The sequence below is a fragment of the Komagataeibacter nataicola genome, from assembly GCF_003207795.1.
Taxonomy (GTDB): domain Bacteria; phylum Pseudomonadota; class Alphaproteobacteria; order Acetobacterales; family Acetobacteraceae; genus Komagataeibacter; species Komagataeibacter nataicola.
Window position 1 is genome coordinate 127,371 of sequence record NZ_NIRT01000008.1, and the last position, 11,741, is coordinate 139,111.

The following is an 11,741-nucleotide window of genomic DNA, read 5'->3' on the forward strand; positions in this document are numbered from 1 at the left end:
AGCTTTTTGAAAAAAGCTTCATCAAAAACTTCTTTCAGTTTTTTTAAAAGATGTGGGCAGGCGCTTTAAAAACACGCCTGCCCCCCATTTTATTTACTGCCTTTAAGCACGCGCACCGCCCGGCTCAGCGCCATGATGGGGAAGAACTGCCGGTACAGATCATAGCGCAGCATAAACGCGCGCGAGAGTTCCGCACCCTGCTGCAACCGGCTTGTCAGGGCCGGGTCATCGAGCTTGATGGTCTGCCCTACCCCGTAGCCGGGGAAGCCGGTGCCGGTGAACTCCTTTTCCTCCCAACTGCCATCAGCCTGCTGCTGGTCGATCAGGTAGCGGCAGCCCCGCACGATGGCCTCATGGTCCTGCTTGCGGTTGGCCGCGATCAGGCCCATGAGCGCCCAGGCGGTCTGTGATGGCGTGGTCGGCCCGCGCCCGATGGAGGCGATCTCCATGTACGACGCGCAGCTTTCGCCCCAGCCGCCATTTTCTTGCTGGTGGGCCACAAGCCAGTCACACGCCCTGGCGATGTAAGGCTGGGTCATGTCCTCGCCAATGGCGGCAAGGGCGGGCAGCACCGCACCCGTGCCATACAGGTAATTGACGCCCCAGCGGCCAAACCACGGGCCATCGGCTTCCTGCTCGGCGCGGATATAGGCCAGACCGCGCTGGAGTGCCGGCATGTCGCGCGGCAGGCCCAGCACGCCAAAGGCCTCGAGCACATGCGCCGTAACATCGACGGAGGGGGGATCAAGCGCCTCGCCAAAATCACAGAACGGGATCTTGGAAAGCAATGCGCGGTTGTTGTCCTTGTCAAACGCGCCCCAGCCGCCACAGGTGCTCTGCATGCCCACGAGCCAGTTCACGCCGCGGGTGATGGCGGCTTCCACGCCCCTGCCCTTCCATTCCTCCCGGTCGCGGCAGGCGGCCAGCGCAATCAGGGCCACGGCGGTGTCATCGGTGTCGGGGTAGCGGTCATTGGCGTATTCGAACGCCCAGCCCCCGGGTTCCAGATCCGGCAGCTTGACGGACCAGTCGCCCTTCACCCGCACCTGGCGCTCGAGCAGCCAGCCCAGCGCCTTGTCCATCTCGGGGGTGAAATCGGTCTCGGCATCGGCATCATGCAGGGCCATCAGCGCCAGCATGGTGTCCCATACCGGGCTGTTGGTGGCCTGCACCCAGCTTGCATCGCCCCGGTCATAACGCCAGCCGGGATCATCAAGCGCTGCCAGCCCCTTGGCCATGACAGGGTGATGGAACTGGTAGTCCTCACCATGCAGCGCCATCAGGCCATAGACCCACGGCGGCTGGATGCCGCCCCAGCCGCCATCGGCATCCTGGTGGCGGATGATCCATTCCAGCATATGGCGGATGGCGGCCTCGCGCATGGTGTTGCGCTTGAGGAATTTCGTCTGCAGCCAGTGCAGCGCGCGGTCGGTCTTGCGGAAGAAGGTGGCCCACAGGTCCTGCCCGTCACGCGGGGGCAGTTCGTAATCGAAATTCTCGCGCCCGCCGGGAAAGAGCGCGTCAAGCCGGTCCTGCGGGCGCAGGGGGCGTGACGAGCGGCGCGCGGACAGGATGGCCAGCGGCACCAATGTTGCGCGCGCCCACTGCGCGAAATTGTAGATGGAAAACACGAATTTATTGGGAAACCAGATGATTTCCGGTGGCAGGTTGGGGGTCTTTTCCCAAGGCCATTCCCCGATCAGGGCCAGCCAGTAGCGGGTGAACACGCGCACGTTGCGCAGGCCGCCCTTGCTCGCGATCCATGTGGCCGCCCGGCTCAGGGCGGGGTCATCGGCGGCATAGCCCAGCGAGCGCAGGGCTGCGTAGGATTCAACGGTTGCGTTGATGTCGCCATTGCCCGCGCCGTAATAGATGCCCCATGAGCCATCCTCGCGCTGCATTTCCAGCAGGGCCTTGCCCAGGCGAGGGCGCAGGGGGTGATCCTCCAGCCCCAGAAACCACAGGGCCAGACACCATTCGGCCTCCATCGAGGCGTTCGAGGCCACCGACCCCACCCAGTGGCCGTCAGGCTTCTGCTGCTCCATCAGCCATTTGCAGGCGGATGAGAGCGTGTGCGTCAGGCTGTTGTCGATGCCCCTGAAAGCCGCCGCCGGAGTGGAATCGGGGCGGGCTTCGATCTTGTCGGGACCGGGGGCTCCGGCCTGCTTGCGTGAAAGACGACTTTCGCTGTTCATTTCATCCATACCTGTGGGCGATATAATAGTCAGGGGCCTTGTCAATCCGTGCTGGCCTGCAGGGGCGTGACCAGTTGCTCAAAATCAGCGAAGACAGTTTCCCACTCCGCCTGATCCATTTCAATAAACCCTGTGCTGCGTAGAAAAAATGCCCCCTCGGCGGCAAAAAGCGCCGTGCGGGCCCGACGCGCCACGGCAGAGGCCGGATTACACACTTTGAACCAGCGTGCATACCACGCCCGCAGCCGGTGCAGGTGTTTGGGGGACTGCATGAGGGTGACAAGCATGCCCGCCATTCTGGCCTGCGTGGCCTCATCAATCTGGCTGGCGACCACCACATAGGCGCGCGCCCGATCGGTGGCATCGGGTCGGGCAGGCATGTTCTGGCTGACCTGTGCATCAAAAACCGCGATCCAGCGATCGATCAGGGCGGTAATCAGGTCGTCCTTGCTGCCAAAACAGTATTGCAGCCCGCCCTTGGTAATGCCGGCCTCGCGCGCCACGGCATCGAGCGTAAGCGCGGTGGCGCCTTCGCGCTGCACGAGGTGCTCGACACAATCAAGCACCCTGTCGCGGTCGATGGTTCTCGGACGCGCCATGCGCGGGGTCTCCGCCGTTTCATTCCGTCCGGATGGAATTAAACCATGCCGGGCGGCCCCGCAAGCCATGACCGTGGCATACGGGAAATGCCGCCTTTAGCAACAAGGCGGCACCCGGGAGCGTTTATTGTCCTGCCGCCACGGCTCAGGCCGTGGTGAGCGAGGCCATGTCGATGACGAAGCGATAATGCACATCGCCCCGGTCCATGCGCGCGAAGGCCTCGTTGATCTGCTGCATGGGCACGATCTCGCAATCGGGCAGGATGTTCTTGCGTGCGCAGAAATCGAGCAGTTCCTGCGTCTGTGGCAGGCCGCCCACGGGCGAGCCCGTAATGCGCCGCCGCCCCATGACCAGCGGCAGCGAACTGAACGCGGGCACCGGACCAAGATTGCCCACGATCACCAGCACCCCTTCCACATCGAGCAGCGCGACATAGGGCGAGACATCATGCGAGACGGGCACGGTGTCAATAATGACATCGAGCGAGGAGGCCCCGGCCTTCATGGCCTCATCAGAGGTGGAAACGATGACATGATCCGCCCCCAGCGCCTTTGCTTCCGCCGCTTTGGCGGCGCTGCGCGTAATGACCGTGACCGTGGCGCCAAGTCCTGCCGCAAGCCGCACGGCCAGATGCCCGAGCCCGCCAATGCCCACCACGCCCACGCGGCTGCCCGGCCCCACATTCCAGGTGCGCAGCGGGGAATAGACGGTAATGCCCGCGCACAGAAGCGGCCCCGCGCGGGAGGGATCAAGCCCTTCAGGCAGGCGCAGCACAAAGTCGTCACGCACCACGATGTGCTTGGAGTAGCCGCCATGCGTGGTTTCGCAGGTGAGCCGGTCGCGCCCGTTATAGGTCAGGGTCGGCACCTCGCGGCACATCTGCTGCTCGCCCCGGCGGCACTGGTCGCACTGCTGGCAGCTATCGACAATGGTGCCCACGGCAACGGCATCACCCACCTTGTGGCGCGTCACCTTTGGGCCAACCGCCACGACCTGGCCAATGATTTCATGCCCCGGCACGCAGGGGTAGAGGGTTGGGCCCCACTCTTTCCAGTCATCACGGCTCTGGTGCAGGTCGGAATGGCAGACGCCACAATACAGGATTTCGAGTGCGACATCATTATCGCGCAACGCCCGACGCTCGAAAGTGTACGGAGCCAGCGGCGTTTTTGCATCACGCGCGGCATAACCAATGGTTTTCATGTTGTTTCACCTGTTCAGATTTTTGATTCTACTGCACGGGCACCGGCAGAAAGCCCTTTGCTGTTGATTTTCACTGAGAACTGGGCTCTTCCGCAAAGTGTGTGGTGCGAGGGGTTGTACTGCCGAAAAGAAGCCGGGACATCCTGAAGGTTTGCAACTTTTGGGGATTTTCCTGTTGTGTCACGTTTCCGGTGCCTTGATCTTCCTCCCTCTCTCGTTGTTGATCAGGTCATCCCGAGCGACAATACGGTGCAGATTGAAGCGCGTTTGCGTGATCGCAGTACTGTCTGCCCCGACTGTCATGTCCGGACGCAGCGGATCCACAGTCTTTATCGCCGCACATTGTCGGATCTGCCCTGGCAGGGCCGTCGTGTTACACTCCGGGTTTCCTCGGTCCGTCTGTACTGCAACAGTGCTGGCTGTCGTCGCCGGACGTTTGTCATCCCGCTTTCTGATATGACCGTGCCTTATAGGCGGCATACCATGCGCCTGACGGATCTTCACCATTATGTGGCTCACGCCTCGGGTGGGCCTGCTGGCGCAAGAAGGGCAGAACGCCTGCGTTGCCCGGTCAGCGCAGACACCCTCTGATCCGCAGGCTCCTTTCCAGAATGTCAGGGAAGCCTTCTTCGAGGTCTCCTCGTGTTCCGGGTGTGGATGACCGGGCCTGACGTCGGGAGAGCAGGCTTCCAACTCCTCAGGGCACGTGTAATTCCAGTCTCATAGCGCAAAAATCGCCACACACTTTGCGGAAGAGCCCAGTTCTCAGTGAAAATCAACAGATACCGTATTTTCCCAAACACATGGTCTCGCGCCGCCCATTCAGGCGGTAGTCCATTCGAAAGGACACCACGCCTTTTTCCGTGACGAGGACATGCATCCCGTCACGGTCCGTGACCTTGTATTTTTTCCTTTTGGTTTCGACGATCTAATTACAGCATCCGTAAGCATTGCACCGCCTCCGACCCGAAAATACCGTCAAGGGGATTCTGGTGGGCCATTTTGGCTAAAAATGACCTGTTTACAAAGGTTTATTGTAAATAAAAATACCGTCACAGGCCCATCTGCCCATGACGGTATTCACACAATTCCCGACTGGCAAGCCTGACGAGGTCCGTCAGGCATACCGTCAAAACCAACCTGTGCATATCGATAGCCTGCAATAGCAGACGACGACATTAACTTTTTATTTCAGTATGTTAGGTCGAGTTCTGGGAGGAAATGGGATATTTCAGGACCCCGTTGGAATCATTCCCACTCAATCGTCCCCGGCGGCTTGGAAGTAATGTCATATGTAACGCGGTTCACGCCCCGCACTTCATTGACAATACGCCCGGCCACACGGTTGAGGAAAGACATGTCAAACGGATAGATATCCGCCGTCATGCCATCCGTGCTGGTCACGGCACGCAGGGCGCAGGCGTAATCATAGGTGCGGCCATCGCCCATCACGCCCACGGTGCGCACGGGCAGCAGCACGGCAAAGGCCTGCCAGATGGCGTCATACAGCCCGGCTGAGCGGATCTCCTCAAGGAAGATCGAATCAACACGGCGCAGCAGGGCCAGTTTCTCGCGCGTGATGGCACCGGGAATACGGATGGCAAGCCCCGGACCAGGGAACGGATGGCGGCCCACGATCGCTTCGGGAATGTCCATCTCGCGGCCGAGTTCGCGCACTTCGTCCTTGAACAGTTCGCGCAGCGGCTCAACAAGCTGCATCTTCATCCGCTCGGGCAGGCCACCCACGTTGTGGTGCGACTTGATGGTAACCGACGGGCCGCCGGTAAAGCTCACGCTCTCGATCACATCGGGGTAGAGCGTGCCCTGTGCAAGGAACTCGGCGCCGCCGAGCTTGGCGGCTTCTTCCTCAAACACCTCGATGAACAGGCGGCCAATGGTCTTGCGCTTGATTTCGGGGTCGCTCACCCCTTCAAGCGCGTTAAGGAACAGATCGGAAGCATCGCGGTGGATCAGGTGGATGTTGAAGCGGTCACGGAAGGTGCGGATCACCTCATCCGCCTCGCCCGCGCGCAGGATGCCCGGATCGACGAAAATACAGGTCAGCTGGTCGCCAATGGCCTGATGGATCAGCACGGCGGCTACCGAGGAATCAACCCCGCCCGAAAGCCCGCAGATCACCCGCCCCTTGCCTACCTGCTGGCGGATGCGCGCGATCTCCATGTCGCGGAAGCCTGCCATGGTCCAGGTGCCCCGGCAGCCCGCCACGCCATGCGTGAAGTTGCGCAGCAGGGCCGCGCCATGCGGCGTGTGCACCACCTCTGGGTGGAACTGCACGCCATAGAGCCTGCGGCCCTCATCGGCGATGATGGCGAACGGCGCGCCCTCGCTCACGGCCACGGCCTGGAAGCCGGGCGGCAGCGCGGTCACGCGGTCACCATGGCTCATCCACACCTGCTCGCGCCCACCACGCGCCCATGTGCCGCGAAACAGCGCGCAATCCTTGATGATATCGATATGCGCGCGGCCGAATTCACGATGTTCGGATGATTCGACCTTACCACCCAGCATGCGGCACATGGCCTGCTGCCCGTAGCAGATGCCCAGCACCGGCACATTCAGTTCAAACACCACCGGCGGAATGGTCGGCGCATTCTCGTCAAGCACGCTGGCCGGGCTGCCGGAGAGGATAATACCCTTGGGCGCAAAGGCCCGAATCCGCTCGGCCGTGCTGGAATACGGCCAGATTTCGCAATACACCCCGCTCTCGCGCACGCGGCGGGCAATCAGCTGCGTGACCTGGCTGCCGAAATCCAGGATCAGGATCCGGTCTTCGTGCAGGGATTCATCAAGTCCTGCCGGTGGGGGGGCTGTATTCACGGTGTCGTTCATCATGTGTCTTTCGGTCGCGGCATTATCGATACACAGGGCTTCCAGCATGAGCGGGCGACCCGATGCAAGGGTGGGATAGTCTTTCGGGCGCAGATAGCACAATATAAAGCATGAGGCAGGCCCATGTCGCCTGCCGCGTTCCGAAACACGAACCAGAGGTCCGTTTTCATGATTGCATGCCTCGCGCGGCCAGCAGTGGTGGCCCTTGGCCTGGCCGGCATCCTTGCCCTTGCGCGCCCCGCCGCAGCCGATGCGCTGCACGACCCGAAAGGATTGTGGACCGGCCAGCTCGTGACCGACAGGGGCAACTGCACCAGCGAAACGCGCGATACCTCCACCTTTCAGGTGGGCTCGAAAACCCTTACCTTCACCCCCGCCGATGGCTCCGTGCCGCTGCGCGGCCAGCCTGAAAAGGGATACGCCCACTATCATGCCGAGGCCCTGCTGCAACAGCCCTCGGGGGCGGCCTACCCCATGGTGTTCGAGGCCCACCCTGAAGGAAAAACCATTGTGGGCACCTACGGAACGCCGCGTTGCCGGGCGCATATCGTGCTCAGCCGATAGGCCTGCCATGCCGCCTGCACGGGCGTGTTCACGCAATCGGGAACACTCCGGTCCCGTACAGGCATGGATGCGGGGCCGTGATCCGATATATTCCGTTTATGTCCGATAACATGACACTGGCCGGGGCCGTTCTTTCCATCATCGTCCGCAAGGGGCGCATGCTGCTCGTGCGCCGCCGCAATCCGCCCGATCAGGGGCTGTGGGGCTTTCCCGGCGGGCGCATCGAGCATGGCGAAACCTGTTTCGATGCCGCCGCGCGTGAACTGCGCGAGGAAACCGGCTTCATCACCCACGCCGAAGGCACGCTGACCGCCTTCGATCTGATCGATCGTGATGACAGGGGTCATATCCGCTTTCACTACCTGATCGTGGCCGTGAAATGCCACGACAATGGCTGGACCGACATCCATGCGGGTGACGACGCGGATGCAGTGGACTGGTTCGATCTTGAGCAGGTGCATGCCTGCCCGGCCGCCTTCAGCCCCGGCCTGCCCGAACTGGGCGCGCTGGCCCTGTCGCCACGCGGCATTGCCCCCTGGCCGTTGGCCCCGCAAACCCGCACGACCGATACGACCCCTCACCACCGGGCCGAAAGTCTCCTGTCATGACTGCGCGCACCGCCCTGATTGTTGAAGACGAGGCCATGATTGCCGAACTGGTCGCCACCATGCTGGAAAGCGACGGCATCACCGCCACGATATGCCCCAGCGTGGCCGAGGCCATGCGCCAGCTTGAAGCGCGCCCTTGCGCGCTGGCGCTGGTGGACCTGACGCTGCCCGATGGCGATCCTGACGCCTTCATTGCCGCAGCCCGCGCGCGCGGCAGCCATGTGATCGTGATGAGCGGCGACCCCGACCGGCTGGCAGGCTACGCCCCCCTGCCCCTGCTGGAAAAACCCTTCCGCATGAAGGCCATGCTTGAACAGGTGCGCCTCGCATTGCCCGTAGCTGACTGAGCCTGACACGGCCGTTATTTTGGTCAGGCTTCTTTCATAATGCTTCGAAGGAAACCGCTTTTTGAAAAATTTTCACCAAAAAAAATTATAATTATCAGGACATTACTGACCCTGACTTTTCAAACAGAACTTAAATATCATGCCTTTCAAAGCAATTTTCAGACATCATGCATGATACTCATCCCCCGCCCGCTACCGGCAGGCGCGCCATCGCCTGACGCTGAGCGGTGGACAGGTCATCACGCAACCGCACGCGATACAGGCTAACCGGCTCGGCCACGCGGCCCCTGCGCCCACGCATCACCGTGCCCAGCCTGTTTATGGAGGCGAAGACAGCCGTATCGAACGGGCGACGCGGATTACACACCATGATGCCCCCGCCCGTTACATCATGCGGCAGGTTGAACAGCGCCCAGCGCGGCTCCATGCCCACCACGGTGCGCCCGGGCAGCACCGTGGCCAGTTCCGCCGCCGTGCCGTAATCACACGCGGCCACGAATTCACCAGGTCTGGCCACGGCGCCAATATCCGCTGCCAGCCCGCGCCACCCCGCCATCTGCCGCAGGGCCACATCGGTATGGGAAGAAAGGGGCAGTGGTGCAAACAGCGCCTGCCCGTAAACCAGCGTGCCAACCAGCAGCCCGCCGCCAATCGCCCAACGCCCCCAGCGCCAGCCCACCAGCGCCGTGGCCACCCCCAGCGCCGGATAGATCACCACCGGCCAGTTCGCCTGCACCCGATCGCCTATGGCATGCTGCATGAACACGCAGGCGGGCACCGCCACAAGGCAGGCCAGCAGGGCCGCGCCGGGTACCTGCCGGGCCTGCCGCCATGCACGCACCTGCCCCCACACGAAAAACGCGGCGATGCCCGGCGTCATCAGCCCCGCCTGCCCGACCAGCAATTCGGTCAGGAACTGAAAGGCCCTGCCCGGGTGCCAGTCAGCCGTGCGGCCACCCTGCCGGGCAAAACTGGCCCAGCCATGGGTTGCGTTCCACCACAGCACGGGTGTGACACACAGCACCGCCAGCACCAGCCCGCCCGCAATCGCGGCCCAGTGCCGCCCCTGCCCCGGCACGCGCCGCCACAGGCTCTGGCCCAGCCACCACAGGCCAATGCCCGCCACAGGCAGCACGGCGGTATATTTGCTGTCAAAGCCCAGCCCCGCCACAAGACCAACAGCCAGCCACCAGCACGCGCTCCCTCCGGCCACGATGCGCCCCATGACCCAGAGCAGCACGGACAGGAAGAAGAGCACCGGCATGTCGGGTGTCATGACAATGGACTGGATGGCCAGCGCAAGCGTTGCCTGCAACAGCGCACAGGCCCGCCATGCCAGCGCGGGTGCCGCACCTGGCAGCAGGTCACGCACGGCCCTGAACAGGAAAAAGGAGAGCCCCGCCCCCGCCAGCACGCCCACCAGCCTGACGCCAAGCGGGTCATCTCCCCCCAGCGTTATGCCCAGCCTGATCCACGCCGCCACCATGGGTGGATGGTCAAGGTAGCTTGCGGCAGGAGCCAGCGCCCAGATGCGGTAATACGCCTCATCGGGCGAAAGTGGCAGAAATGCCGCCACCACCAGCCGCAGGCAGACCACCAGACCAAGCAGGCACAGCCACGTGCGCGGGCTGTCCTTTACCCTCACGCTGCTGCCTTCACACAGGCACGCCGGGGCGGTTGAGGCTGGTGCGGATGGTCTGGAGTGTCTGCACGCGCACCACATGGGTGGCTTCGGTCAACTGCCGGGTCAGCAGGTTTTCATGCGTGGCGTCGCGGGCCACGAGCCGCACCAGAAAATCGCCACCGCCACGAATCATGTGGCACTCGCGCACTTCCGGCCAGGCCGAGACCTGCGCCTCGAAGGCGGCGAGCACGGTTTCCTTCTGGCTGTCGAGCCCGATCAGGGCGAAAAGCGTAATCGACCAGCCCAGCCGCGCGCCATCGGTATCGGCATGGTAGCCACGGATCACGTGGTCTTCCTCAAGCCTGCGCATGCGGCGCAGGCATGTCGGCGCGGAAATGCCGACCCGCCGCGCCAGTTCCACGTTCGTCATGCGTCCGTCGAGCTGAAGTTCGGCCACAATCCGACGATCAATCGCATCCAGATCAGCCATCCGTTCCGCCATGCACATTCCATCTCTCGACAAAGGGGCAACCGTCTGGCCGGGTGCCACGATAATGAAGCACTTTCTACTCCAACCCTTGCACGGACGCCAGTGGACGACCATACCAAAGGAAATTATGACGATACGATAGGTTTTCCCGATCTCATGCCCCAGACCGTTTCCACAGACCTGCTTGTCATCGGCGCGGGTCCCGCCGGTTATACCGCCGCCATCTATGCCGCACGCGCCAGTCTTTCGCCCGTTCTCGTGGCGGGGCTGCAGCCCGGTGGCCAGCTCATGATCACCACCGATGTCGAGAACTATCCCGGCTTCGCCAAGGGCATACAGGGGCCGGAGCTGATGGAGCAGATGGCCGAGCAGGCCCGCAATGTCGGCACCCGGATGATGGATGACATCATTGTTTCCTGCGATTTCAGCCGCAAGGATGGCAGCGGCCGTTTCTACGCCACGGGCGATTCCGGCACGGTGTACGAGGCGCGCAGCGTCATCATCGCCACCGGTGCGCAGGCCAAATGGCTGGGCGTGCCGGGCGAGAAGGAATTCCAGGGCGGTGGCGTTTCAGCCTGCGCCACGTGTGATGGCTTTTTCTATCGTGGCAGGCGCGTGGCCGTGATTGGCGGCGGCAACACGGCGGTGGAGGAAGCCCTCTACCTCACCCACCATGCCAGCCACGTTACCCTGATCCACCGCCGCGACAGCCTGCGGGCGGAAAAGATCCTGCAGGACCGCCTGCATGCCAACCCCAAGATATCGGTGCTGTGGAACAAGGCGGTCGAACGCATTACCGGCAGCGGCACGCCCGCCGTGGTCACGGGAGCTGACCTGCGCGACACGGTTACGGGCGCAATCACTCATATCGACGTGGATGGCGTGTTCGTTGCCATCGGGCATGCCCCGAACACCACAATTTTTCGTGATGTAGTGGCCATTGATACGGATGGTTACATCACCACGACACCCGGTAGCACACGCACCTCGGTGCCAGGCGTATTTGCCGCAGGTGACGTGCAGGACAAGATATATAGGCAGGCTGTCACTGCCGCGGGCACCGGCTGCATGGCAGCGCTCGAGGCCGAGCGTTTTCTTGCCACGGGTCAGTAAAGGACTGCATGAGTCCTTGACCTGCCCCAGCATTTCCTTCACCACAGCCTCTAGCAGCCTGTCGGGTTGGGGTACCCTGTGAAGGGGTAAGGCTGTAGAGTGTCGCGATGAGCCGCTTCATCCCGTTTGACCGATCCCAGCCGTATC

General features: G+C 62.5%; 12 protein-coding genes. 5 read left to right on the forward strand and 7 right to left on the reverse strand.

All coding sequences use genetic code 11. The features are described 5' to 3' along the window. Window positions 1-89: 89 nt before the first annotated feature. The 3 genes from shc to CDI09_RS06735 form a co-directional block, all read right to left on the reverse strand. Window positions 90-2,045, reverse strand: coding sequence for a squalene--hopene cyclase (gene shc / locus CDI09_RS06725; protein WP_408884490.1), 1,956 nt, complete (start codon window positions 2,043-2,045; stop codon window positions 90-92). A gap of 191 nt (window positions 2,046-2,236) precedes the next feature. Further along, on the reverse strand, window positions 2,237-2,794 hold the full coding sequence (locus CDI09_RS06730) for a TetR/AcrR family transcriptional regulator (protein WP_078524322.1): 558 nt from the start codon (window positions 2,792-2,794) through the stop codon (window positions 2,237-2,239). Window positions 2,795-2,939: 145 nt separating this feature from the next. Further along, complete coding sequence (locus CDI09_RS06735) at window positions 2,940-3,998, reverse strand: NAD(P)-dependent alcohol dehydrogenase (RefSeq protein WP_078524323.1); 1,059 nt, start codon at window positions 3,996-3,998, stop codon at window positions 2,940-2,942. Between the two features lie 249 nt (window positions 3,999-4,247). Between CDI09_RS06735 and CDI09_RS06740 the strand changes: the two genes are divergently transcribed. Next, entirely contained in the window at window positions 4,248-4,589 is a 342-nt protein-coding gene (locus CDI09_RS06740) for a transposase family protein (protein ID WP_236944655.1), read from the forward strand. Between the two features lie 184 nt (window positions 4,590-4,773). Here CDI09_RS06740 and CDI09_RS18950 read toward each other — a convergent pair whose 3' ends face one another. Both CDI09_RS18950 and guaA read right to left on the reverse strand, forming a co-directional pair. Further along, on the reverse strand, window positions 4,774-4,926 hold the full coding sequence (locus CDI09_RS18950) for an Arm DNA-binding domain-containing protein (protein ID WP_456306000.1): 153 nt from the start codon (window positions 4,924-4,926) through the stop codon (window positions 4,774-4,776). Between the two features lie 320 nt (window positions 4,927-5,246). Beyond that, window positions 5,247-6,848: a glutamine-hydrolyzing GMP synthase gene (gene guaA, locus CDI09_RS06750; RefSeq protein ID WP_167370246.1), complete on the reverse strand. Its 1,602-nt coding sequence runs from the start codon at window positions 6,846-6,848 to the stop codon at window positions 5,247-5,249. Between the two features lie 168 nt (window positions 6,849-7,016). Between guaA and CDI09_RS06755 the strand changes: the two genes are divergently transcribed. From CDI09_RS06755 to CDI09_RS06765, 3 genes are all read left to right on the forward strand, one after another. Further along, window positions 7,017-7,412, forward strand: coding sequence for a hypothetical protein (locus CDI09_RS06755; protein WP_078527659.1), 396 nt, complete (start codon window positions 7,017-7,019; stop codon window positions 7,410-7,412). Window positions 7,413-7,489: 77 nt separating this feature from the next. Further along, complete coding sequence (locus CDI09_RS06760; RefSeq protein WP_408884489.1) at window positions 7,490-8,020, forward strand: NUDIX hydrolase; 531 nt, start codon at window positions 7,490-7,492, stop codon at window positions 8,018-8,020. Then, window positions 8,017-8,367 (forward strand): response regulator, encoded by a 351-nt coding sequence (locus CDI09_RS06765; RefSeq protein WP_078524326.1) that lies wholly within the window; start codon window positions 8,017-8,019, stop codon window positions 8,365-8,367. Before CDI09_RS06760 ends, CDI09_RS06765 begins: the two co-directional genes overlap by 4 nt. Window positions 8,368-8,545: 178 nt before the next feature. Here CDI09_RS06765 and CDI09_RS06770 read toward each other — a convergent pair whose 3' ends face one another. Next, window positions 8,546-10,012, reverse strand: a complete 1,467-nt coding sequence (locus tag CDI09_RS06770; RefSeq protein ID WP_205836665.1) for an ArnT family glycosyltransferase — start codon at window positions 10,010-10,012, stop codon at window positions 8,546-8,548. Window positions 10,013-10,022: 10 nt separating this feature from the next. Beyond that, window positions 10,023-10,493: an Lrp/AsnC family transcriptional regulator gene (locus CDI09_RS06775; protein ID WP_078527661.1), complete on the reverse strand. Its 471-nt coding sequence runs from the start codon at window positions 10,491-10,493 to the stop codon at window positions 10,023-10,025. A 144-nt stretch (window positions 10,494-10,637) separates the two neighbouring features. Here CDI09_RS06775 and trxB point away from each other — a divergent pair, with 144 nt between their 5' ends. Further along, complete coding sequence (trxB, locus tag CDI09_RS06780) at window positions 10,638-11,594, forward strand: thioredoxin-disulfide reductase (RefSeq protein ID WP_078527663.1); 957 nt, start codon at window positions 10,638-10,640, stop codon at window positions 11,592-11,594. The last annotated feature ends 147 nt before the right edge of the window (window positions 11,595-11,741 follow it).

What these genes read in the sequence shown, in the direction of transcription:
- CDI09_RS06775 (WP_078527661.1), bottom strand. Translation starts at nt 10,493, where the DNA reads ATGGCGGAACGGATGGCTGATCTGGATGCGATTGATCGTCGGATTGTG.
- CDI09_RS06735 (WP_078524323.1), bottom strand. Translation starts at nt 3,998, where the DNA reads ATGAAAACCATTGGTTATGCCGCGCGTGATGCAAAAACGCCGCTGGCT.
- CDI09_RS06755 (WP_078527659.1), top strand. Translation starts at nt 7,017, where the DNA reads ATGATTGCATGCCTCGCGCGGCCAGCAGTGGTGGCCCTTGGCCTGGCC.
- CDI09_RS06765 (WP_078524326.1), top strand. Translation starts at nt 8,017, where the DNA reads ATGACTGCGCGCACCGCCCTGATTGTTGAAGACGAGGCCATGATTGCC.
- shc (WP_408884490.1), bottom strand. Translation starts at nt 2,045, where the DNA reads ATGGAGCAGCAGAAGCCTGACGGCCACTGGGTGGGGTCGGTGGCCTCG.
- CDI09_RS06730 (WP_078524322.1), bottom strand. Translation starts at nt 2,794, where the DNA reads ATGGCGCGTCCGAGAACCATCGACCGCGACAGGGTGCTTGATTGTGTC.
- guaA (WP_167370246.1), bottom strand. Translation starts at nt 6,848, where the DNA reads ATGAACGACACCGTGAATACAGCCCCCCCACCGGCAGGACTTGATGAA.
- trxB (WP_078527663.1), top strand. Translation starts at nt 10,638, where the DNA reads ATGCCCCAGACCGTTTCCACAGACCTGCTTGTCATCGGCGCGGGTCCC.